The organism is Lysinibacillus sphaericus (assembly GCF_005217585.1).
Lineage (GTDB): Bacteria > Bacillota > Bacilli > Bacillales_A > Planococcaceae > Lysinibacillus > Lysinibacillus sphaericus.
In genome coordinates this window covers 2,027,501-2,051,956 of the sequence record NZ_SZPT01000002.1, presented here as the reverse complement: position 1 = coordinate 2,051,956, position 24,456 = coordinate 2,027,501, and the positions used below count along the sequence as shown (strand labels likewise).

Genomic DNA, 24,456 nt, shown 5'->3' with positions numbered 1-24,456 from the left:
AGTAGTACAAATCTTTCTATTTATTCTGTATTGGAAGTAAAATTGCTGATTATTAGAAACGGGTATGATAATTTGTTGCCAGTTTATTTTCTTTCTTGCTACAATAGGGCAATAGTCTGATATAAGAACGGAGTAAACAATGAACATTTCAGTGATTACAGTGTCATTCCCTTTGGATGGGGAAACATTGAATGAATTAAAAATATTATGTGAAGAAGCAACTTTAAACGATTATCGTGTATATGAAACGATTATGAATATACCATCGGCAGGTTCTTTTGAATCGAAAGGTTTTATGGTGCTTGCTTATGAAGATGACAATGATGTATTAGTAGGTGCTGCAAGTGCCATTGATTTGATGGGGCTGCATACGTATGAATGGTCGTTAGTAGTGACACCAGCTTATCGCCAAAAAGGAATTGGAACAGCTTTAGTCAATGTGTTACAAGCTGGACTAGAAGAGCGAGGAGCAGAAGGTCAGTTAGCAGTTGTTATTGATGGCTCTCCTTACGGGCATACATTTATCGAAAAGTTTGGCTATTCATACAGTTTTTCAGAAGCAACATTGGAAACGAAAGCAGAGCCAGTTGAACTTCGAGATGATATTCAAATTGCCCCATACGCTGGGGAGCAGACTGAACTAATCGCTATATATAGTGATGCGTTTGGGGATTTGCCATCAGAATCGGGGGAGCTAATCGACTTTAATACGTCAACGCATGGCCGAAAACTATGGGTGGCACATAAAGATGGTCACGTTGTAGGTACGGTGACCACAGCAGAAGAAAATGAAATTCAATGGGTGACAGCACTTGCAGTTCATCCTCAGTATCAAGGGCAAGGAATCGGTACAGCTTTATTATCCTTTTCAAAAGACTATGCTAGTAAACAAAGCGCTAAATTTGTTATGCTTGATGTAGAAATCGAGAATAGAAAAGCTCTTTCTGTTTATGAGAAGGCAGGCTTTATGAAAGCACAGCAACTAGACTATTATGTGAAAAATTAATGTAAAGAGAGGCTAGGACAAAACTAAAAAAATTTAAGGAACAGACGAAAGCTGTTCATAAATTTTTGCTATATGGAGACCTAGCTATTCTTGCTTTTGCAATTAAAAAAATTAGAAGTGTTCACTAGTTGTTGGTAGCGAAGGCGGTGACTCCAGCTCAGAACAGCACATAATGTTAGACGCGGGCATTCCGCGCGCAAGCAGAGGGTTGCGGCTTACTGTACTGAGCGGAAAGCACCGTCGTAGCGGACAACAACTGCATAGCAAAAAAGTGTTAGATTGATTAGGTTCAATCTAACACTTTTTCTCTTATGTCCCAGCCTTTTTATTGCTAAGAAGTTTAAGTTTCTGTTATATTCCTCCTTTTTATCATAAATGTGTACTATGCCCATATAGTATTAATAAGGATGAAGAAAGGGGGCGTTGTCATGCGTATGCCAGCATTGCCGAAAAAAAAGTCTCCTCCGAGGGAAGCACCTCGCTCATGGTGGAAGGTTGTGAAAGCTTATTTATCGAAAGGAAAGTTTTACAGATTACCACCGCGCCATAAATAATTTTTACAGTATGTATTTAATCGTTATGAATGAGCACGGCTATCCAACTGCTAAAATAGCATGTTAGGGACTGTATCCTACTGTGCTATTTTTTATTGTGTTATTTAATTTTCTAATAGAAATGCCTTTTTCGTAGGACCAATTAAATATAGCTCATGCATGGCACGAGTTAATGCCACATAAAGTAATTTTCTATCAATTTTCGAATCAAAGAAGGGCGTATCAAAGGCAGCAACAATGACAGCATCAAACTCAAGACCTTTTGCTAAATGGCTTGGTACAACAAGTAATACTTGCTGATTAATCGATTCATCTTCTGTGAGAAGTTGACAAGGAATCGCGTCATTCGTTAAAGCCTGTTGCATTGATTTGGCTTCAGCCGTAGTTTTACAAATTAAGGCGATTGATTGGTGCCCATTTGCTCTAATGGAAGCAAAAATTTCTCTAATTTGCTGCGTATTAAAGGAAGCTGCCTGTACAAATGTTGGAGCATCTCCATGACGGACTACAGGCTCAACTAATGGCAGTTGCTCATCCATTTGCATTAAAATTTTGTTAGCGACCTCCATAATTTCAATGGTTGTTCGGTAACTTTTTTGAAGTGTTCTAAAGCTAGCGCGGGGAAATAAATTTTGCACAGGCTCCCAAGCGGTTAGGGAACGATAGCTATGAATTCCTTGTGCTAAATCACCTACCATTGTAAACATATCCGTTTCTAGCCCTGCTTTTAGAGCGGCTAGCTGGAATAGACTGTAGTCCTGTACTTCATCGATAAAGACAACGCGCATTTTCCATTCATCTGCAATCCCTTTAAGCTTTGCTTGTAAATAATAGAGGGCAGCTAAATCTTCTAACATCCATTGCTCTTTAGCGTGTGCTTGTAAAAATTGTTGTTGTTCCATATAATGCCATTCTGGTGCGATTTCTGCTAATAGTTCAGCATTCGTTAGCAGCGTACGATAGACTGTTTTTACATTATATTTTGTAAAGCGGCGCATATAGACAGCAACGGTAGATTTTGCTTCCTTTTCAATGGCGGGTAAACGTTCATCGCGTTCATCGATAAATTTTGTAACAATGTGTTTTCGTTTCTCAGCATCACGAATACCATTGAGCGCTTTTCCAAGGGCTTCATCGTATTTTGCATGCAACGTATTTAAGACGGCTTGTTTCTTTTGCCGAACATGACTTGCAAGTACCTTTTTAATATGGGCTAACCGTTTTTCAATCGGCATATAAGAAAATTCATATAAGAATAATTTTTTTAAATGTGAAGCCCGCATTATACGATATTTTTCAATATAGACATCCTCGAATTGTTCAGCTATTTGCAATTCAATTTTTTGTAAATATCGTTCAATCATATCGCGATAATAAAGGGAGCCCTTCACTTCAGAAATCCAAGCAGTTGGCTGATCAGCACCGCCTATTACGAGTGATTCCAATTGTTCATTCGGATTGCGTAGCTTTAACTTTAGTTTTGTTGCGGCAAGGACATAGTCTGCAAATGTTGTTTGGCATATTTTATCAACACCAAGCTCTGGGAGGACATCTCCAATATAATCAATAAAAAGCTTATTCGGTGCTAAAATCATGAGCTGCTCAGGATTAAAATGTTCGCCCATCGTATAGAGGAAGTACGAGATACGGTGTAAAGCAATCGTTGTTTTCCCACTACCGGCAGCACCTTGGACAATAATTGGCTGACGCAGATGAGCGCGTATTATATCGTTTTGTTCTTTTTGAATAGTAGAGACGATTTCTGTTAAGCGTACATCTGCTTTTCCTGCCAATGCTTCTTGTAGTAATTCATCATTTGTTGTTAAGTCAATATCCCGAATATCGAGCAATACGCCATCTTCAATTTTATATTGTCGTTTGGCAAATAAATGTCCTTTATGAACTTCTCCGCGAACATCATATTCCATATCACCAAGACGGCCGTCGTAATAGACATTTGCTACAGGCGAACGCCAATCGACAATAATAGGTTCATGTGTTTCACGATGAAATAAGGATGTTTTTCCGATATACAAAAACTCTTCAGGATCGCCCGTTTTTTGAAAGTGAATGCGGGCAAAGTAAGGCTTTTTTTGTACAGCCTCTAAACCTTCTTTTTGATTGCGAGCCATTTCAAAAAAACGAGCATTTGTTAAAATGTTTAAATAACTTAAACTTGAATCTAGATAATCTAAATCCGCCATAGACTTTCGTATATTTTCTTGTGCAGATTGCAGGTCTCGTTGCGATTCATTTAAAATCTGTTGCATATAATTTTGCGTGTATGCAAGGCGCTCTAACTCAGCCTGAAAATCCGGGTGTTGTGCAGTCATTTTTAGCACCTCCTAAGTACTTACAATTTTAAGTAGATTCTCATACTACTATACAAAATTTTACCTATCAAGTGTAAACGTTCTATTTAGCTTATTGTTATACTATGAAGTAAAGAGTAGAAGGAGGTTTTGCATTTGGATTTATTTGCCCATCGTGGCGTTTCAGCTCATTATCCCGAAAATACAAAAGCCGCTTTTTATGCAGCATCTAAGCTACCAATTGCAGGTATTGAATTGGATGTTCATGTCACCGCAGATGGTGAGCTTGTAGTGATTCATGATGAAACAATTGACCGAACATCTAATGGTTCTGGTTATGTAAAAGATTTTACACTTCAGCAACTGCGTGCATATGATTATGGTTCGTGGTTTGCAGCACAATTTCAAGGTGAAAGTATTCCTACATTAGGTGAAGTTTTAGAGCTTTTTGTCGCTACACACCATCGTATCAATATTGAGTTAAAAACGGATGTCTTTCCTTACGAAGGAATTGAGGCGCTTGTATTAAAGGAAATAGCGACGCACCAAATGACGGAGAGGGTCATTATTTCTTCCTTTAACCATGAATCGCTGCAAACTGTATATCAGATGGCGCCATACATTGAAACGGCTGCTTTATTTGCGGAGGTTTTAGTCGATTTTACAACCTATACAGCAACCATTCCTGCTAATGCGATTCATGTTAGTTTACCTACTGCATTTAGGAAACCTATAGCAACAGCACTAGAGAAAGAGGCAACCGTGCGTGTTTACACCGTTAATGATGTTAAGTATGCACAGCAATTGCAACAGCTCGGCATACAAGCCCTATTTACAGATGACCCAGAAGCTATACTAGATGGAATCAATAAAGATTAACAAAGTTACCCTTTGCTGAACGACAACTAATGACTCCAAAGGAAACAAAAAAATTCGCGACACTCTTTTATCGATGGCGAAAAGAGGGCGAATTTTTTTGTGTTTTAGGTTGAAATGGGAAATAGTTATTACCATTTTGCTTGATGTTCTTCGATACATCCTAGCATTTGCTTAATAACTAATGTTTCACCATTATCTAATAAAATCGTTCCATCATAATAACCAAACATTTGATGTACTTCTGATTTAACAAGTTTTGCGTTAGTTGCGGCAACCCGTTCGAAAAATGGAGAGAATGTTAGAGATACTTGATTTGAAAATTTTGTTTTGACTGTCCATCGTTGCATATAATCCTCTCGATCATAAGTGAACAGCAAATCTTCGTGTATTTTTGTCATCTTCCCATCCACAAAAACAGCATTTTCAGTCATGCCAGTACCATCTGTCCATTTACCACCTAAGTTGAGCCCGATGCGTCTACCTCGAACACGTTGAGAGGCCATGCCCCAATTCCAAGTGGCTTCCCGTGGCCAAACACCACGTCCATAATCAAGTACAGCAAAGCTTTCTTCAGGGGTAAACGTAAAGTGGCGGTTGCCGATAATTACTTCTCCTGAAGTAGGAAGAATATGATGCTTTCCTGTAAATTGAAATGTCCTACGATTCCAAGGAATGACGACATTTAACGATTCGTCTGAAGGTGGATGCTGAATAATTAAATTGGCACGCAAGGCATCGCCATCAAAAGTAGGGATTGAAACAGATAAATGTGTTTCGTTTTGAATATAGGTCATATCAATTGTCATTTCACTATTCGTGAAAGATACGGATTCTAGTACATGCGTTGGCATTTTAAGCTTGCCACCGAGTGGAACTGTTATTGTTTTTTCAAAATAGCGCTGAGTTTCATATTCAAGGAAATACACGAAGCACACAGCTGCGTAATCGAGATGACTAATCGTTGCGGAGAATAAAATCTCATCGCCATAGATGCACCAATAGTTCCATTTCTTTTTACGCAGGATATGTCCGCTTAAATTGCTATTTATGAGAGGTTTTCGTGCAAATCCAATAGCAGCTGGATTTAAATTCCCTTTTTTATCGCATAAAAGAGTAGGCTGTAAAATTTCTTTCTCAGCATGCTGCTTCACATTCAACATCCCTTCTGTTCGTAAAATAAAAAAATGCCAATTTGTTTAATCTTATTGTAGCAAAAACTATCTTGAAATTGGAAAAGATAGCGCCTAATGTGACCGCTTTCAGCAATTTTGCGTTGAATCGCCTAATTAATAGAACGAACGATGGAGTCATATGATGGACATAAGGAGGGGGAGCGTGGCCAAAATGTATAACAGACAGGCAGCTGTACAATATGCGAATTTATGGTGGAATAGTCGTAATCCGGCATTTCCGAATTTTGATGTCGATTGTACGAATTATATTTCACAGTGCTTACTTGCTGGAGGAGCACCGATGCGAGGGGCACCAAATAGGGAAAGGGGCTGGTGGATTCAGCAAGGAAACTGGAGCTTTAGCTGGTCTGTGGCACATTCTCTAAGATGGTATTTAGAGGGCTCAAAAACGGGTTTAAAGGCAACACGCGTGCAAACGGCAGAACAATTAGACATTGGGGACGTTATATTTTATGATTTTCAAGGAGATGGCAGAATTGATCATTCGGTCATTGTTACGAGTATTCAAAATGGAATTCCCTATGTCAATGCACATACATCAGATAGTATTAATAGGGCTTATTTTTATCAGGATTCTACGGCGTATACCCCAAATATGACCTATTATTTTTATCATATAGATGATAGTTTTGCTTAGAGTGTTAGCAGTTTTAAAGCTCATCATTTTATGATAATGTTGGAGATAGAAATGAAGAATAATGATATATACTACTATTATTAGAAGGAGATAGAAAAAAATGAGCGAACAATTTTTATCGGTAAGAGATGCAATTATAAATCGCCGTTCAATTAAGAAGTTTAATGGGCAATTGGTGAAACGTGATGATTTACTGGGCATTGTTGACGATGCTGTCTGGGCACCGAACCATGGTAATCGCGAACCGTGGCGTTTAGTTATTGCTTGCGATGATGATTTAGTTGCACTTCATCAGCTATTACGAGAGTTAGCTGTTCCAAAATGGCAGGAGCTTTCGAGTGAAGATTTAGCGAAGCAAATGGCAAAATTCACATTGCCTGGTGGCTATGCATTTGTTATTGTGCCAGAGGATGCACGTCAAAAAGAGCGTTTAGAAGATTACGCAGCAGCGAGTATTTTTATTCAAAATATCCAGCTGTTAGCTTGGGATAAAGGTATTGGCTCTTGCTGGAAAACACCAGGCTTCTTAGATAATCCTAAATTCCGTGAAGCATTAAAAGTACAGCCAGGTGAACGTGTAATAGCGATGTTACAGGTCGGTTATTTTGATGAAGTACCAAAAGGCAAAGAACGAAAAACATCAGCACAGTTTGTAACGAATTTTGGTGAATAAACAAATGAAAAATCCCCTGCCAGATGGCGAGGGGATTTTTATTATCGCGGGTAAACCGCAGTAAAGCGCGGGTAAAATCGGGTATTTCGCGGGTAAAGCAAAGTACATCGCGGATAAGTTGTGTTGTTTACGATTGACTTAGTGCTGCAACCTCATATAAATAGACTCCTAATACACGTAAACCTTTATCGAAGTTTTCTAAATGGAAATGCTCGTTTGGTGCATGGAAGTTTTCGCTCGATAGACCAAAGCCCATTAAAACAACTGGTAAATCTAAAATTTCATCAAAGGCAGCAACGATTGGAATCGAACCACCACCACGTGTGTAAGCGGTAGGTACATTATAAACTTTTTCGTAGGAACGACCGGCTGCTTGAATAAATGGATGATCAAATGGTGTTAAGAATGGACGGCCTTTATCGAATTCTGAAATCGTTACGTCTACACCGGCAGGCTTATGTTTGTCGATATGTGCTTTTAATAAAGCAACGATTTCTTCTGGCTCCTGATTTGGTACTAGTCGGCAAGTAATTTTTGCACCAGCTTCAGCAGGAAGTACAGTTTTAATGCCTTCACCAGAGAATCCACCGAATACACCATTTACTTCTAACGTTGGGCGAGCCCAAGTACGCTCTAAATAAGAATAGCCTGCTTCACCGAACAATTCAGATACGCCGACTTCCTCTTTTACGGAGTCTTCGTCAAAGCCTAGTGCTCGATAAGCTTCACGTTCTTCTTCCGTTAATGGTAATACTTTATCGTAGAAACCTTCTACTTGGATTGTACCGTGTTCATCGCGGAAGGATGCTAAAATTTCTGCTAGTGCATGAATGGCATTTTGTACACCGCCACCGTATAGGCCTGAGTGTAAATCGCCTTTTGCGCCACGCACGTCAATTTGTACGCCTGTAAGACCGCGTAAACCATAGCATACTGCTGGTTTACCAGGGCCATAAAGACCTGTATCAGAAATCAAAATTAAATCAGCTGCTAATTTTTCTTTATGTTCTTCAACAAAGGCAGGCAGATGAGGGCTACCGATTTCTTCTTCACCTTCATAGATGAATTTTACGTTCACTGGCAAAGTACCAGTCGTTGCAAATAGTGCTTCAATCATTTTTAAGTGCATAAACACTTGACCTTTATCATCACTTGCGCCACGTGCAAATAATTTGTTATCACGGATCGTAGGGTTGAACGGTTCGCTATCCCATAGATGTAATGGATCAACTGGCTGTACATCGTAGTGACCGTAAAATAGAATAGTTGGTTTGCCTTCTGCATGTAACCAGTCAGCATAAACAACAGGGTGACCAGCAGTTTGAGTGATAGAAATGTTTTCTAAGTTGAGTTTCTTGAAGGCATCAGCTAGCCACTCTGCGGCATGCTGAATATCGCCTTTATGCTCAGATAATGAACTAATACTTGGAATACGTAAAAATTCATTTAATTCATTTAAGTGCGCCTCACGATGTTCAGCAAAATAAGCATTTAATGTCTGTAATTGCGTCATACATTCATCCCTCTTTCAATATTTCGATAATAGAAATAGTATAGCATAATGTGGTGGGGGAATCCTGTTATAGCAATGCTTTCTAATGTTTTATTAAAACCAACTTAGAGATTTTTCAGCTAGCCTTCTTTTTCTGTTCTTTTATAAACAGGGATAATATTAAAGCAATAAGTATTAAAGATAATCCCATCGTAAATGCATCTTGGAATCCAGCAGTTAGGCCATTTATTTTTTCAATTGGATTGGTTGGATCAAGGGATTCTTCCATATAAGCAGATGTACCAGAAGACATTTTAGAAATCCCTAAAGCAGTACCAATTGCGCCAGCAACTTGCGATAAAGTATTGAAAATTGCGGTGCCGTGCGGATATAGATTAGGTGTTAATTGGTTTAGGCCAAATGTTTGGGACGTCATAACAAAAATAATACCTACCATTAGTAAACTGTGCATGACAATAATTTTCCAAATTGATGTATCTGCATTGTTCGTTGTAAATAAGAATACGCCAATGGTTACTAGCATAATCCCAGGGATAATAATTGCCTTAGCTCTATATTTATCAAATAGTCTACCTGAAATTGGGCCCATAATCCCACTGATAATACTACCCGGTAGCATGAGTAATCCTGATTTAAAAGCTGTTACTAATAATACTGTTTGTAAAAACATAGGTAACAACGCCATAGTAGAAAACATGGTCATCATAACGATGAACATTAGCACTACGGGTAAAGTGAACATCGGAAAGCTAAACGCTCGCAGGTCTAATATAGGATTTTCAATTTTTAACTGACGTATAGAAAATAAGATTAATGATAAAACGCCAATTATTATTGAAGATAGCACTTTTATATCTGACCAGCCCAGGTCACCAGAAGCACTAAAACTATATACAATACCACCAAAACCTAATGTCGATAATATAATAGATAAATAATCAACTTTAGGTCTCTTGAGTTCTGTTACATTTTGTAGATATTTAAATGCAATAAGGATTGACAGAATAGTTAACGGAATAACGATATAAAATAGCCACCGCCAATCCATAGAGTCAACAATAACACCTGATAAAGTAGGGCCGATTGCTGGTGCAAGGAGCATAACAAGACCAACTAATCCCATTGCAGTTCCGCGTTTTTCAGATGGATAAATTGTTAAGATAGTATTCATTAATAGAGGAAGCATTAAGCCTGTACCAAAGGCTTGAATTATTCGACCTATTAATAAAAAGAAAAAAGATGGAGAAATGGCTGCTATTAAAGTTCCTATAAAAAATGTTAGCATGGCGGATAAAAACATCTGTCTTGTAGTGAACCATTGCTGCAATAAAGCCGTTATTGGTACTAAAATACCTACAACTAGCATGTAGGCTGTAGTAAGCCATTGAATCGTAGACGCTGTTACATTAAATTCATTCATTAAGATCGGTAAAGCATTTCCAAGCAATGTTTCGTTCAATAAGGAGACAAATGCTCCTAATATTAATGCGAAAACAATCGGACCTTGTTTTATGTTTCTAAGATCAATCTTAGGGTTAGCAGGACTCGTAGATGATAGGCTCATGTATGATTACCTTCGCTTTCATATAATTTTTATGGACAATAGATAAACTACTGTATGTAATTTAATATAAATATGTCGATTATATTTAGGAAGAATCAGATTATTTTACATGTATAGATAAACAACAAAATAGGAGAAGTGTAGATGAAAAATAATGAAGAACAAATTGATTTGAGGATTAGACGCACACATAAATTATTATGGCAGGCATTGTATGAACTGATGACGGACTATAAACAAAAATATACTTCAATTACAATCAATCAAATATGTGACCGTGCTATGGTGCATCGTACAACCTTTTACAAACACTTTGAAGATAAAAATGATTTATTAAAAGTTGGACTTCAACAATTAGGGGAAGAAATAGCAAAAATACCTATTCATGATCGAGTAACAAAGCCTTTTACAGTGATTGAACAGCTATTAGATCATCCAGTGTTAGGGGGAATTTTAGCCGTACAAATGGGGGATAGCCAATTTATAGAATACATAAACACACTGAATGTAAATAATCAAATGGAAGAGAGAAATGAAATGTATCAACTTTTCAAGGATTCTTCGATTCCGAAAGAATTAGTCATAACGTTTTATGCAGGGGCCATTGAAAAATTAACTATGTGGTGGCTGGAGAATAGAGAAAGTGTAACTGCTGAAGATATGGATTATTATTTTCATAAAATGATTAATCAAAATGTATTTAATTTAAAATAATTATGTGTGGGTTTGCTCGATGCTGCGATTGACAAAGCTATCAAATAATCGTTCAAAAAAATTTTAACTGCACTATTTGATTTAGGTGTTTGTATAAACATGAACCCAGTTATAGCAACACAACAACTACAAAACCCCTTTCATGTTACAGCAACCTAGACATTGTTATGACAAGCAACTATTATAAATAGGAGAAAAAAGGGGGAGTTGTATGGGGAATAAACGATATTCATCTGACTTTAAATTAGAGCTTGTAAAACAATATCGCCTCGGCACCGCTGTCAGTAAATTATCAAGCGAATATGGTATATCTGAAGTAACCATTTATAAATGGATAAAGTTATATACACCAGTTGATGGTGTCACTGACATGACGAAGGCAGAAGTATTAACCGTTCAAAAAGAAAACGAACGATTAAAACAAGAGGTCGATATATTAAAAAAGGCTATTACCATATTCGCAGCCAATTAGATGATACAGATGTAATTGATTATATAGAACGGGAAAGTAAAAAACATGCTGTTAAAGTACTCTGTGAGCTATTAGACTTGCCCAAAAGTACTTACTATAGTGGGTTGCAAAAAAAGCAACAGTCATCAAGAAAGTCGGCATCGGAAGAGTTATTAGAGGAAATTGAACAAATATTTATCGAAGATGGGCAGCTTTATAATGGTGCACAGCTTTATGAAATATTGAAAATGCGAGGCTTTCAAGGGAGTTTGCGGAAGGTCCAGCGCGTATTAAAAAAGGCAAGGGAAGCACATGTAGAAGAAGTTCCGGAACCAATAGTAAATGTAGGCTTTGAAACGACAAAAGCTAACGAAAAGTGGGTAATCAATATAAGTTACGTACCAACTTGGCATCAAGGATGGGCTTATATGGCGTCTATTATAGATGTTCATACAAAGAAAATAACAGGCTTCAGCTTCGATCAATTACTAAGTGAAGACTTAATGGTAATGGCTATACAGAAAGCGTATGACCAGTTTCCAATGCCATTAGTTTTGTATACTAGCCTACAACCAGCGTTTATTGAACATTGTAAAGAAGCTTGTAAAGAAAAAGAGCTGTTAGTACCACCAATTGTTTTTAAAGAGTATTTATATGATGATGCATGTTTACAAGCGATGGTGCCATTTTTAACGGGTGCACAATATCGATTGCGTCGAGGCCATGCTTCCATAGATAAATGAGCATAATGCGAATACGAGAGCTTTCTTAAATGGCGATATTTAAGAAGGCTTTTTTGTCTCTAAAAAATTATAAAAATTAACTAAAAAGAGTCCAGTTAATTGACGTTTTCTGAATAATTAATTATATTTAAAGTATATTAAGTCTACAAATCTATTGAGAGAGGAGAATTCTAAATGAAAGCGCTAGTATTTGCAGGACCAGGTAAAAAGGAATTACGTGAAGTAGACAAACCTCGTGTAGTGAAAGATAGCGATGCAGTGGTGCGTCTTGTGAAAACAACTATTTGTGGTACGGATTTGCATATTTTAGGTGGCGATGTACCTGCTGTTAAAGAGGGGACAATTTTAGGTCACGAAGGTATTGGAATTGTTGAAGAGGTAGGGGCAGGCGTATCAAACTTTAAAGTAGGCGATAAAGTAATTATTTCATGCGTGACGTCATGTGGTAAATGCCACTATTGTAAAAAATCTTTATATGCTCATTGTGAAGATGGCGGCTGGATTTTAGGTCATTTAATCAATGGAACACAAGCAGAGTATGTTCATATTCCACATGCTGATAACTCTCTATACCACATTCCACAAGGAATATCCGATGATGCTGCTGTTATGATTTCTGATATTTTACCAACGGGTTTGGAAATTGGCGTATTAAATGGTCAAGTGTCACCAGGCGATGTAGTAGCTATCGTAGGTGCAGGTCCAATTGGAATGTCAGCACTATTAACCTCCCAATTTTACTCTCCTTCAAAAATTATAATGATTGATCTCGATGATAATCGTTTACAAGAATCCAAGAAATTTGGTGCTACAGAGACAATCAATTCACGTGATGCCCAAGCTGCAATTGATAAAATATTTGACATGACAGATGGTCGTGGAGTTGACGTAGCAATTGAAGCTGTAGGTTATCCTGCAACATTCGATATTTGCCAGCGAATTTTATCACCAGGAGGTCGTTTAGCTAATGTTGGTGTTCATGGTAAACCTGTCGATTTGCAATTACAAGATTTATGGATTCGCAACGTGACAATTTCCACAGGTTTAGTATCGACAAGCACAACACCGATGCTAATAAAAACGTTAGAAACAGGGAAGATTAAGCCAGAAAGGTTAGCTACACATCGCTATAAATTTGACGACATGATGGAAGCTTACGAAACTTTTGCTAATGCGGCGGATGAGCATGCATTAAAAATCATTATAGATTTTCAATAAATAGCTTAAAAAGCTCTTAAAGCGGGTAATACCTTTTAAGAGCTTTTTGTATATCTTGATGATAGTGATAAAGGTACTGTGTAAAGCTTCGCTATTAGTTATAAACAAATCTTTATGTAAGCAAAAGTAATATTAAGCCTACAATAATTAAATGCGACTATGTAAATTTGAATTTGGAAGGGTTTTCATAGGTTTTTCCGTATAAAAGAGATATAGTAGTAAAACATTTTTTACGAATATTACAAGTAAAAGCATTTAAGCTTACACGATTGTAATGAAATTGAAAGCCAATACGATAGAGTGTAATACATTATTTTGCGAGAATGTGTATAGAAGCAAGAACAAGAAGCGGAGGAATACACAATGAATGAAAAATTAGAAGGCGTATATGAGGAATATAATCGTTATATATACCATTTATGTTTGAAACTTACTCGTAATAATGTAGAAGCAGAAGATCTGATGCAAGAAGTTTGGGTCAAAGTCGTACGCTACGAAGATAGCGTTGCCGAAGTAGAACATATTAAAGCTTGGCTAACAACCATTACAATGAACACATTTAGAGATCGCTATCGAAAAAAAGTACGACGCAGTAAGTACATGATGAACCAACCTGAAACATTAGACGTACCGATTTTAGATTTGGTTCCCAATAATGAAATTTCAACAGAAGAAAAAATTGAAAAAGAAATTGTGACAAAGCTAGTACAGGATAAAATGGGACAGTTAGATGCAATCTATAGAAAAACTTTATGGTATTTCTACATAGACCAATATTCACTTGCTGAAATTTCTACTATTATGAAAGTTTCTATTGGGACGGTGAAATCTCGTTTATTCCGTGCGAAAGCTCGCCTAAAAGAAATGCTTATGGCTGATGTGTCAATCGTCGAGGCTGTGCTACCAGCGTAATAAAAACAATTGGTCGCACTATCTTAACTACTTAGACGGAAGTATTCGTTCGGCCAATCAAAATAAGGATGCATTGCAAACAATAATTTGCAATACATCCTTATTCGTGTTTCTATACAAAGCTGAAAATTTAATCTTGACGATTAGTATCGACAGTTAGTAAACACTTGGCAAAAATATCACGTAATGTTTGCAGCTCTTCTGCTGACAGCATGCCAAACATATTGTTAATAATTTCGCTAACTTGTTGACGTGATTCTTCAAGGATATCTTCACCCTCGGTCGTAATAACTAATTGCGAGGCTCTGCGATCGGTAGCGTGCTGTGTTTTTTCGATAAAGCCAGCATTAATCAGTTTGGTCGTTAATACCGTGACGCCACCTGTTGTAACTTTTAAGCGCTCAGCTATAGCAGAAGGGCGCTTTGGTCCCTCCTGCGATAAGTAGTCTAAAATTAAAATATGGGATTTTGAAAAGCCGAGTACATTATGATTATTCCACTCGTTTGCCCATTTACGCTCGATAGAAGAGACAACTTCAAATAATGAGGTAATGGCTTGTTGTTTTTCTTGATCCATATAAGGTCATCTCCAAAACAGTTTTAACTTTCTTGAGCCAATCTTGTCATCGCGTTTAACTCGTAAGCACGTACTTTACGTGGAATAAAACGACGAATGTCCATCTCATTGTACCCAACTTGGATACGTTTTTCATCTATAAGGATAGGGCTACGTAACATTCTTGGGTGCGCCTGAATAATCGCGTATAGCTCTTGAATAGAAAGCTGATCAATATCAATATTAAGATTTTTAAAATCATTAGAGTTTGTAGCAATAATTTCATCAGTGCCATCTTCTGTCATGCTTAAAATTTCTTTAAATTCAGCAAGTGTAAGAGGATGTGATGTAATACGTTTTTCTTTATATTCAATGTTGTGTTCTTTTAACCATTTTAATGCTTTTCTGGATGAAGAGCAGCTCGCTTGTGAGTAAATTGTAACTGTCATTCTTCATTCCCCGCTTTCTTTGTTAGATTATATTTTATGAATAGCTTATCAGTAAGTTAAATAGGTTATACATATATCTTACTAGTAAGCTATATATAAATCAATAGTTATTTAAAAAACTTTTAAGAGAATATGATATTTTTTAATCTATACTAAATATACGCTGGGAAGAGGGAAAAGTTTCATTAAATAAGCTTACAATGATGTAAGTTTAGAGGAAGTGCCAGTCACCCACACAATTTTGAATTGTGTGGGTGACTGGCACTTTAGCTTTGCACTTTAGCTTTGTTGACCAGATGTGAACCAGTCTTGTACATTCCATACTTTCGTTACTAAACCTTCATAAAAATCAGGTTCATGGCTAACGAGTACGATTGTGCCTTTAAATTCTTTCATAGCACGTTTTAATTCTTCTTTTGCATCGACATCTAAGTGGTTTGTCGGTTCGTCAAATAGTAACCAGTTGGCTTCTTCCATCATGAGTTTACATAAACGAACTTTCGCTTGCTCACCACCAGATAAAGAATTAAGTGGGCGAGTGATGTGATCTGTTTTTAATCCAGCACGTGCTAATGCGGCGCGTACTTGTGCCTGTTCCATGGATGGGAAGGCGTTCCAGACATCGTCAATCGGTGTAATTTTATCTGCTTTTACTTCTTGTTCAAAGTAAGAAGGGGCTAAATAATCCCCGCGAATAACTGTACCACTTAGCGGATTGATTTTACCGAGCATCGTTTTCAATAATGTAGATTTACCAACACCATTCATACCGACTAAGGCAATTTTCTCGCCGCGTTCAATCATAAATGAAAGTGGTGGTAGTAAAGGCTTGTCTTTATCGTAACCGATGACTAAATTTTCAGCTTCCACTACATAACGGCTTGGTGTACGAGCTTCTTTGAAACCAAATTCAGGTTTTACTGCTGTTTCAGGACGGTCAATTCGTTCTAGACGATCAAGCTGCTTCGCGCGAGATTTAGCACGACCCGTTGTAGAGTAACGCGCTTTATTTTTGGCGATAAAGTCTTCTTGTTTTTTGATGAATTCCTGTTGCTTTTCATATGCATCAATATGTTGACGTTTATTGATTTCAGCTAGCTCTAAAAACTTCTCGTACGTAGCTGTATAGCGAGTCAGTTTTGAAAACTCTAATTGGAAAATCACATCTACAGTCTCATTCATAAATTCCGTATCATGGGAAATTAATAAGAAAGCATGTGGATAGTTTTTTAAATAGTTTTTTAACCATGTAATATGCTCTTCGTCTAAATAGTTCGTTGGCTCATCGAGTAATAATACCTTTGGCTTTTCTAATAAAAGCTTTGCCAGTAATACTTTCGTACGTTGACCACCAGACAGGGCAGCTACATCACGTTCAAGTCCAATCGCATCCAAACCTAAACCACGTGCAACCTCTTCGATTTTCATATCGAGTGAATAAAAATCACCAGCATCAAGTGCATCTTGAACATCTGCCATTTGTTCTAGTAACTCTTCTAATTCTTCAGGTGTCGCTTCAGCCATCTTACTTGTAATTTCGTTTAACTCTTCTTCTTTTTTATATAGAGGGAGGAAGGCATCACGCAATACATCGCGCATAGTACGTCCAGCAGTCAGCACAGTATGTTGGTCTAAATAGCCATAATGTGTACCAGGTAGCCATTCAACCTTTCCGGCATCGTGAATTGTTTGCCCTGTAATAATTCCCATTAGAGTAGACTTTCCAACTCCGTTAGCGCCGACAAGACCAATATGATCGCCTTCAACTAAACGGAAAGAAACATCTTTAAAAAGTGTGCGGTCACCAAACGAATGACCTAAGTTTTCAACTGTTAATATTGCCATATAGGTTGTTCCTCCATAATTTCGATTACGTCTTGTGTAGATAGATTCGCTGTACGACTGTTATTACATACAGTTGCAATATGCAAAATATTAAAGCTCTGCTAGTAGTTTGTTTAATTCGGCTAGCTTTGTTTCCATGTTAGCTAGGCGTTGCTCTGCTTTAGCGACTTGGTCATTATGGCCTGTAGATTCAAGTTTTTCAATGTCGCCTTGTAAATTCATATAATCCATTTTTAATTCTTTAATTTGATATTCAATATCGCTTTTTGTTGGCATGGTTTGTCGCTCCTTTATCGTTTCATTTGTATTACCAATGCGTGTAAAAGCGATGGAGGTTTTATCATCCCTCCACCGCTTAATTGTTAAAATCAATCGGGTACTGATGCTTTAAACTCCCTTGAAAATTCTAGCCTACATTCAACTAGAAGCAAGGGGAAAAGAAGTGAAAAATTCTAATATATTGTATCATATTCACCTTAAAAGAATCACTAAGTTGAAGCGATATTATGTCGATCATAAGCGAAATCGAGTAATAATGATTCCAATGTTTGGTTATTACTTGCGAGATTCAGCTGTCGCTGTTTTTTTACAGCCCGCTCACTACGAGCCTCATGCAATAAAAACTCCATCACCGCATTTTGTATTTGTGATTGTTTCATCTTACGGCCGAGACCGAGGTGTATAAAGCCGTTATGCTCACGAGGAAAAGCATGTAATAGCTCGTTCTCCGTTTGTGCAAGTGTAATACAAGGCACACCGTAAGAAGCAATTTTATAAGGTGTATAGTTCGCATTGCAGATAATGACATCGGCTTTGGGTAACAATTTGAGAAGTGCGTCTTTATCACGCAATAGGGCAGTATTACGACGACTAAGTACCATCATTTGCAAGTCATCCGTCGCATGGCGATAGCTATCATCTATCATTACTGTAATTTGTAGTGGGATTTGTAGCTGGGTTAGGTGGCGAAGAGTTCGATATGTTAAGTTATGCTCGTCCCCATCCTCAAAAGCAACAACAATATGAGGAGGGTTTTCAGAGACTTTAACATCAGGTAATGATTCCGTATGTTGATAGGCTTCTGGTAATGCAAAGGCAAAACTGCCACCAATATAATGAGATGGAAAATAATCTTTCACTTCTTGATAGAGTGCGAGTAACACACAATCACAGGCTTGGCCACCATCACCAAAATCATCAAAATGAATCATCGTTTTACAGAATGGTCGTAAACTTTCCACTTGCCAACTTTCGGAGTTACGACCGTCCCTGACAATTAAATCAGGCTGTATGGCTTTGATTTGCTTAGGTAATTCGTCAAAAAGATCGAATAGTATTGGTGAAAGATTGTGATGCATTAAAATTTGAATCCCATCATTAGAAGGGGTTTTGACGAATATGAAAACGTCCTCTTGCACAAGCAACTTAGCCAATGTTGCAACCCGTTCAAAAGGATACAGCCCTTTATCAATACAGCTTTCAATTATGAAAACAATCGATTTTTTCGGTTTTATTGTTTGTGTTTCGTTTTGCAAATGTATCCCATCCTTTCATCTGTCTATTTAAATTATGGTGAAAAATGGGCAAGTATGTGTAAAAATTAACATTAGATAAAGAAAGTATGTAGTTAAACTTCAAAAATGGCGTTTGTCATACCGATGAATAATAGAGAGGATAAGCTATATTCTTATTCATACTATACATATCTAGTAACCGTCTATGTTAAGGCAGATAGGAGGAGTAGAGATTGGGTATGCGTTCGGCAATTGTTGTGGGAGCCACTGGGTTAACGGGAAGCTCGCTCATAGAACAGTTATGTGAAAATGATGAATACGTTTCGGTCATCGTTATTGCGCGAAGAAAGCTTCACTATGAACACCCGAAGTTAGAGGTCAAGATTCGTAACTTTGACACACTAGAAGAAAAGGATATTGAATTTGCTCATGAGTTATATTGTTGTTTAGGTACTACTATCAAAAAGGCAGGCTCCCGTGAAGAATTTGAAAAAGTGGATTTTGAATTTCCACTAGCTATTGCTTCATTAGCGAAAAAACAAGGGATTCCCCATTTGCTTGTTATAACGGCAATGGGTGCAAATGAACGGTCAAAAATTTACTATAATCGGGTGAAGGGGAAGTTGGAGCAAGCTTTAATAGAGCTAGGTATGCAACGCTTATCCATTATTCGTCCATCTCTGTTAGTAGGGCAACGAGATGAGTTTCGTTTTGGTGAGAAGGCTGGGGAAAAGGTGTTAAAGCTTGCTAAACCTTTGCTAATAGGACCATTAAAACGTATGCGTGCTATCGATGCTTCACAGGTGGCAAAAGCGATGCTTGTTATTGCGTTACATGGCAAGAAGCAACCAGTGACCATCTATCCTTCCCAACAGCTAGCTACAATGGATTTTCCAAAAGTGGTTCACGAAGAGTTTGCACGTGAGGAGCTATTTAATTGGCAAAAGCGAAAAGGTGCAGATGTATCTGAAGCGGACAAGGTAAATCGAGAGGTTATCATTAATCGAGATAAATTTAAAGTGGAGGAAAGCGTAGTAGACAAAGAGGTAACATTTCATCGCAAAAATGAAAAATAGGTACCTTTCATATCATTCCGCCTAAAGACTGAATTTCATGTTTTGACTGCTACAATTCTTCCCGTGACTCTATTCATTTGTTACAATATTATTGTAGAAGATGAATGTGGAGGCAAAATGAATATGAAAATTTTACTCGTTGATGGCACAATGTTTGGGCGTAAAACTGGTGCTATTTTAGAGCAAGTAGAGCATTATATTAAAGAATTCGATGCTAGTTTCGACTTAGAAATTATGCATTTTAGTGAATATAAGCATCAAATTGTCGATGGTTCACCATTAAATGATGATATGAAAAAAATGATACAAAAATTTGAAGAAGCGGATGCGTATATTATTGCTACGCCAATTTTCCAAGCTTCAATTCCAGGTGTGTTAAAAAATGCATTTGATTTCTTACATCCGAAAACGATGCGTTATAAGCCTGTTTCTATCGTAGCGAATGGTGGCACATATCAGCACCATTTAGTAGTTGAAAATCAACTAAAACCAATTTTAGACTACTTCCGTGCGCTTGTAACACCAAACTATGTCTATACACATACATCACATTTTGATGCAGACAATAAAATTGTAGACGAGGATGTTCATAATCGTTTACGTGAAATGGCTCGCGTTTTTGTCCAGTACTGTGAAATGAGTAAATCATTACCGAAAGAAACAATAGACCAACATTAAACAAAGGTAAGTACTGTTCCTAAACAGTTATGACGAGCAAGAGTCACACTGATGCGTAATTTTGCAATATTATAAAGTCCCTTGTGCAGTGGAAGGAAATCACTGTGCAGGGGATTTTTCTTTTCAGAAATCCTTTTACGATATGATAAAATAGTACTTTAGTGAATTCGGAAGGGAGGGCAGCTCATGCAGAACATCGCTTTACTAGAGAAACAACGCTGTAATTTAATTTTGACGAATAAGGCGAAGGAGGCGGTAGAGGAATGCTCAGCAAATGAGCATGCCTTTTTTGCGTTACAAAAAACTTTGACCGTCTATATTGAAAAAAGAAAAGCAAAAACAATTGGCGAAACGTTTTTATCGATTTATTTTAATGCAGAGCATAATGAAAAGTTAGACAGTACATTGGCCGGAAAAACAGCGATTATGGATTGTGTGTTAAAAGTGGAAGGGTTATTAGCAACAAATATACGTTTTGTACATATGCGTGGTCCAATTAGTACGAATCGTCGTTTACCAGCGGCACTGCAATTTGTCACAAAGCCCAATAATGGGGCTGGTATCCCGCTTGATCTTCACACGAAAATTAGAGAGTTACCGATTGCAGAGGAACGGACAGAATATGTGAAAAAGCGTATTGCAAGTTGGGAAGGCTATTTAAAAATTCAAGAACGTGATGCGACGATCGATGATATTCATACGGACTTTAAACAAAGCTACTATAATGAAGATTTTTCACGTTTAACACTAGTATGTCCCTATGTGAAAGCGAAGGAATGGAAGCAACTTGAAGGTTTAAGTGTGAGCATCCAAGGGGTACGTGGTGAAATTGGACAAGTGTTAAAAGCGAATGCGGGTAAGCAAACAGTGGAAGTTGACTTAAAGCCTTTTGCACAGGAGCAAGCACGCAAAGACCAGCTAAATTTGCGCTCAAAACAAGTAAGCTTTAGTAATTTTGCGACACTAAGTCAAATTCGACGCTTACGTAACGGCTTTACAAAGCTTGAAAAAGGTGAAGCAGTAAATGCTAGCTTAGAAACGATTTTATTTGAAAAGCGTCCGACTGTCCGTACAGCAAAGCTTCGTGAAGATATTGAGTTTCATAATAATTTAAATGAATATCAACGGAAAGCTGTCATCGGCGCGTTATCTGTAGAAGATTTGTATGTTATTCAAGGGCCCCCTGGAACAGGGAAAACAACGGTTATTTCAGAGATTTGCCAGCAAAACGTAAAAGCAGGCTTAAAAACACTCGTTGCCTCACAGTCAAACTTAGCTGTTGATAATGCCTTAGGAAGACTTCTCTCCAATCAAGAAATTCGTATTTTACGATATGGCCGAACAGAAAGTATTGAAGAAGAGGGGAAAAAATTCATTGAGGAAAATGTTGCCCTACATTGGCGTGAGCAAACATTAGCTGCTGTTGAAGAAGAAATTACGGCTTTTACTGAACGTGAACAAGAATTACAAGCGAGTATAAGTAAAACAACTGATGAGCTAACGAAATTGCAAGCGTGGCTAGAAGAACTAACAAAGGAAATTGCTGCTAAGGAGCAAGCGGCAATCGACGAACCCATTTTACAAAAAGAAATTCAATCGCTTAAAAAAGAGTTAAAAACGGCAAAAGCGGAAAAAGAAGCGAGTGAAGCACAAAAAGAGCATTATGAAAAACAGCTTGCACAGTTAGAGTCCGCTATTCAATCACAGGAGCTTATAGTAGCTGAATACGCATCCGCTGAACAGTTACAACAAACGATTCAAGACAACACCATCAAAATAGAGCAATGGCAAGCGGCTATTCAATATAAAGAATTACTTGTAGAAAAACAAGAGCTCACAACCCAGTTTCAAGATATTCAAGTGAAATATGAACAAGAAAATAAGCGATTGCTTTTCATGAAGGAAAGTCAAAATTATATCGCTTCATTAACAACCTATGACCGTATCCAACGGTTTTTACAGCATTATCAAGTTCAACCTTCACCTGTGTTAGCGCAGCAAATTCGACGACTAGAGCATTTAGAGGATGCGAAAGATTTAGAAGCATGGGCAACCATAAATACGCGTCTACAAAAAGCGATTGCAAAACTTGAAGCGTCGGTTTCACCTGATGGGAAAGAGCGGGCGCTTGCGAAAAGTCGTCAACAGCCTGTTCAATCGTTCTCCCTACAAAATTTAAACGGCGTTTTTGGACAGCTAAATGCCTCATTTCAAGAAGGGCAAACACCGTCAGTGGAACAGTTAGAAAGCTATTTACTGGGACTGTATATGCGTCGCGATTTTGTGTGGCAAAAGGGGATGGCACTTCGCCAACAACAGGAGCATAAAGATCGTGAATTTGAGTCGCTCCGCAAAAATATCGCGAGTTTAATACACCAAGAATGTGCAATTACAAGCTTCGATGTACAAAGCTTGCAGCGTCAATTGCAGCCGTATTTAGCTCATACCGAGCGTTTACAACAACTTGCAAATACGTTCCAAGCTGAGACTATGCCAGAAGAATCTGTAGAGCAGTTGAAAATGCTCGTAACTACAACGCAATCCTCTGTGAAAACAGCCCGTCAGCAGCTTCAGGCTGTTGAACAAGCAAATACACAGCTCTTACCGAAAAGAGCGGCACATCAAACAGCTAAGGCAAGCTTACAAGAGATTGACGAAGAGCTAGCGCAATTAGAAGAAAAAATTAAAGCTATTAATATAGAAGGACTAAAAAAGGAAAAACAACTAACGGCTTTAACAACATTGCTACAAGCTACACCAGAGCGAACATTAGAAGAAGTGAAGGAAGCTATTCAAACAGCAAATGAAAGTTTAGAAGAGCTACATCGAAAACAACAGCAGTTACCTCTACGTAAGAAATTACAAGAGCAATGGCGCGATAAGCTACAAAACGCTACGGAATATGATTTAGATGAAATTCGTAAATTGTATGTGCGTCATGCCAACGTAATCGGCACAACATGCGTTGCTTCGGCAAGCAAGGAGTTTATGGAGAACTATCCAACGTTTGATGTTGTAATAATCGACGAAGTATCGAAGGCTACACCGCCAGAGCTATTATTACCAATGCTAAAAGGCAAAAAAATTATTTTAGTGGGTGACCATCATCAATTACCTCCGTTGCTTGGTGATGATACGTTGGAGGAAACATTGAAAGGAATGCTAGAAGAAAATCCTAATTTTGATGGGGCGCAAGAGTTGAAAAGCTTGCTTCGTGAGTCGCTATTTGAGCGATTATTTAATAACCTACCTTCAACACATAAGCAAATGCTTGCATTGCAGTATCGTATGCATGAAAAAATCATGCACAGCATTACACCATTTTACGCTAAGGAAGAAAACGGCTTGCAATGTGGATTACCAGATTCGGATGCAGCCCGTGACCATGGCTTAGAAGGGCAATTTGTCGGTCGTGATGATCATTTGCTATGGATTGATATGCCAGCGGAAAGACCGTTTTTAGAGGAACAAGTTAAGGGTGGCACAAGTCGTTATAATGAAGGAGAACTACAAACAATCCGCAGTATTTTAACAGACTTAAATAGTGCTGTAATGGAAGCGAAAAAGGCTGGTCGCATACCACAGGATGCACAGAAAAGTGTAGGCGTTATTAGCTTCTATGGCGAGCAGGTGAAGAAAATTAATCGCCTTCTCCAACAGGAATTACAGTTACCACATCTCCAATTTAGAACGGGCACTGTCGATAAGTTCCAAGGGATGGAGATGGATGTCATCTTAGTGAGTATGGTGCGGAATACGCCAAAGGGAGGAGACATTGGCTTTGCGAGAGATTATCGCAGGTTAAATGTCGCGCTATCTCGTGCGCGAGAACTGTTAATGCTTGTCGGAAGTGCTGATATGTTTGCAAAACGTGCGAAACATCAGGATACACGTGATATGTACAGCAATCTTTTAACAACGGTGAAATCCTACAATGGCTTACGTAATCATAAAGGACAGGTGATGTAG

The 24,456-nt window shown here is 37.9% G+C and carries 22 protein-coding genes; 13 read left to right on the top strand and 9 right to left on the bottom strand.

The features are described 5' to 3' along the window. Positions 1-139: 139 nt before the first annotated feature. A complete protein-coding gene (locus FC748_RS15185) occupies positions 140-1,006 on the top strand; it encodes a GNAT family N-acetyltransferase (RefSeq protein WP_108030668.1) in 867 nt (288 codons plus the stop codon). A gap of 428 nt (positions 1,007-1,434) precedes the next feature. Beyond that, a complete protein-coding gene (locus tag FC748_RS22445; RefSeq protein WP_255313807.1) occupies positions 1,435-1,560 on the top strand; it encodes a hypothetical protein in 126 nt (41 codons plus the stop codon). Positions 1,561-1,664: 104 nt separating this feature from the next. On the opposite strand, the gene helD is transcribed toward FC748_RS22445, so the two are convergent. Beyond that, the gene (helD, locus tag FC748_RS15180; RefSeq protein WP_107896040.1) at positions 1,665-3,893 is read right to left on the bottom strand and encodes an RNA polymerase recycling motor HelD; all 2,229 of its coding nucleotides are present in this window, start codon (positions 3,891-3,893) and stop codon (positions 1,665-1,667) included. Between the two features lie 135 nt (positions 3,894-4,028). Between helD and FC748_RS15175 the strand changes: the two genes are divergently transcribed. Next, complete coding sequence (locus FC748_RS15175; RefSeq protein ID WP_108030667.1) at positions 4,029-4,751, top strand: glycerophosphodiester phosphodiesterase; 723 nt, start codon at positions 4,029-4,031, stop codon at positions 4,749-4,751. Positions 4,752-4,879: 128 nt separating this feature from the next. Here the strand turns inward: FC748_RS15175 and FC748_RS15170 are convergent, their stop codons facing one another. Then, positions 4,880-5,902 (bottom strand): DUF2804 domain-containing protein, encoded by a 1,023-nt coding sequence (locus tag FC748_RS15170; RefSeq protein ID WP_069512923.1) that lies wholly within the window; start codon positions 5,900-5,902, stop codon positions 4,880-4,882. 184 nt (positions 5,903-6,086) lie between these two features. Here FC748_RS15170 and FC748_RS15165 point away from each other — a divergent pair, with 184 nt between their 5' ends. Together FC748_RS15165 and FC748_RS15160 are read left to right on the top strand one after the other, a co-directional pair. After that, positions 6,087-6,581 carry an amidase domain-containing protein gene (locus tag FC748_RS15165; RefSeq protein WP_024362771.1) on the top strand — a complete coding sequence of 165 codons (495 nt, stop codon included), beginning with the start codon at positions 6,087-6,089 and terminating at the stop codon, positions 6,579-6,581. Positions 6,582-6,681: 100 nt separating this feature from the next. Next, on the top strand, positions 6,682-7,254 hold the full coding sequence (locus FC748_RS15160) for a nitroreductase family protein (RefSeq protein ID WP_024362772.1): 573 nt from the start codon (positions 6,682-6,684) through the stop codon (positions 7,252-7,254). A gap of 127 nt (positions 7,255-7,381) precedes the next feature. On the opposite strand, the gene FC748_RS15155 is transcribed toward FC748_RS15160, so the two are convergent. Next, positions 7,382-8,767: a dipeptidase gene (locus FC748_RS15155; protein WP_108030666.1), complete on the bottom strand. Its 1,386-nt coding sequence runs from the start codon at positions 8,765-8,767 to the stop codon at positions 7,382-7,384. A gap of 115 nt (positions 8,768-8,882) precedes the next feature. Beyond that, positions 8,883-10,331: an MDR family MFS transporter gene (locus FC748_RS15150; protein WP_108030665.1), complete on the bottom strand. Its 1,449-nt coding sequence runs from the start codon at positions 10,329-10,331 to the stop codon at positions 8,883-8,885. Between the two features lie 144 nt (positions 10,332-10,475). Between FC748_RS15150 and FC748_RS15145 the strand changes: the two genes are divergently transcribed. The 5 genes from FC748_RS15145 to FC748_RS15125 all read left to right on the top strand — a co-directional run bounded on the left by FC748_RS15145 (position 10,476) and on the right by FC748_RS15125 (position 14,369). Further along, positions 10,476-11,045 carry a TetR/AcrR family transcriptional regulator gene (locus FC748_RS15145; protein ID WP_108030664.1) on the top strand — a complete coding sequence of 190 codons (570 nt, stop codon included), beginning with the start codon at positions 10,476-10,478 and terminating at the stop codon, positions 11,043-11,045. A gap of 211 nt (positions 11,046-11,256) precedes the next feature. Then, positions 11,257-11,517, top strand: a complete 261-nt coding sequence (locus FC748_RS15140; protein ID WP_024362775.1) for a transposase — start codon at positions 11,257-11,259, stop codon at positions 11,515-11,517. Positions 11,518-11,594: 77 nt separating this feature from the next. After that, positions 11,595-12,239, top strand: coding sequence for a hypothetical protein (locus FC748_RS15135; RefSeq protein WP_108030663.1), 645 nt, complete (start codon positions 11,595-11,597; stop codon positions 12,237-12,239). A gap of 174 nt (positions 12,240-12,413) precedes the next feature. Next, the gene (locus FC748_RS15130; RefSeq protein WP_025218525.1) at positions 12,414-13,457 is read left to right on the top strand and encodes a zinc-dependent alcohol dehydrogenase family protein; all 1,044 of its coding nucleotides are present in this window, start codon (positions 12,414-12,416) and stop codon (positions 13,455-13,457) included. A 363-nt stretch (positions 13,458-13,820) separates the two neighbouring features. Then, entirely contained in the window at positions 13,821-14,369 is a 549-nt protein-coding gene (locus FC748_RS15125; protein WP_024362778.1) for an RNA polymerase sigma factor, read from the top strand. Positions 14,370-14,499: 130 nt separating this feature from the next. Here the strand turns inward: FC748_RS15125 and FC748_RS15120 are convergent, their stop codons facing one another. From FC748_RS15120 to FC748_RS15100, 5 genes are all read right to left on the bottom strand, one after another. Beyond that, a complete protein-coding gene (locus FC748_RS15120) occupies positions 14,500-14,946 on the bottom strand; it encodes a MarR family winged helix-turn-helix transcriptional regulator (protein WP_108030662.1) in 447 nt (148 codons plus the stop codon). A gap of 23 nt (positions 14,947-14,969) precedes the next feature. Further along, a complete protein-coding gene (gene spx / locus FC748_RS15115; protein WP_024362780.1) occupies positions 14,970-15,374 on the bottom strand; it encodes a transcriptional regulator Spx in 405 nt (134 codons plus the stop codon). Between the two features lie 279 nt (positions 15,375-15,653). Beyond that, complete coding sequence (locus tag FC748_RS15110; RefSeq protein ID WP_108030661.1) at positions 15,654-17,219, bottom strand: ABC-F family ATP-binding cassette domain-containing protein; 1,566 nt, start codon at positions 17,217-17,219, stop codon at positions 15,654-15,656. 90 nt (positions 17,220-17,309) lie between these two features. Beyond that, positions 17,310-17,495 carry an SE1832 family protein gene (locus FC748_RS15105; protein ID WP_024362782.1) on the bottom strand — a complete coding sequence of 62 codons (186 nt, stop codon included), beginning with the start codon at positions 17,493-17,495 and terminating at the stop codon, positions 17,310-17,312. A 212-nt stretch (positions 17,496-17,707) separates the two neighbouring features. Beyond that, complete coding sequence (locus FC748_RS15100; protein WP_024362783.1) at positions 17,708-18,754, bottom strand: PseG/SpsG family protein; 1,047 nt, start codon at positions 18,752-18,754, stop codon at positions 17,708-17,710. 218 nt (positions 18,755-18,972) lie between these two features. Between FC748_RS15100 and FC748_RS15095 the strand changes: the two genes are divergently transcribed. From FC748_RS15095 to FC748_RS15085, 3 genes are all read left to right on the top strand, one after another. Further along, the gene (locus FC748_RS15095) at positions 18,973-19,809 is read left to right on the top strand and encodes an NAD(P)H-binding protein (RefSeq protein WP_108030723.1); all 837 of its coding nucleotides are present in this window, start codon (positions 18,973-18,975) and stop codon (positions 19,807-19,809) included. A gap of 123 nt (positions 19,810-19,932) precedes the next feature. Then, a complete protein-coding gene (locus FC748_RS15090; RefSeq protein ID WP_024362785.1) occupies positions 19,933-20,487 on the top strand; it encodes an NADPH-dependent FMN reductase in 555 nt (184 codons plus the stop codon). 186 nt (positions 20,488-20,673) lie between these two features. Beyond that, complete coding sequence (locus FC748_RS15085; protein WP_108030660.1) at positions 20,674-24,456, top strand: DEAD/DEAH box helicase; 3,783 nt, start codon at positions 20,674-20,676, stop codon at positions 24,454-24,456.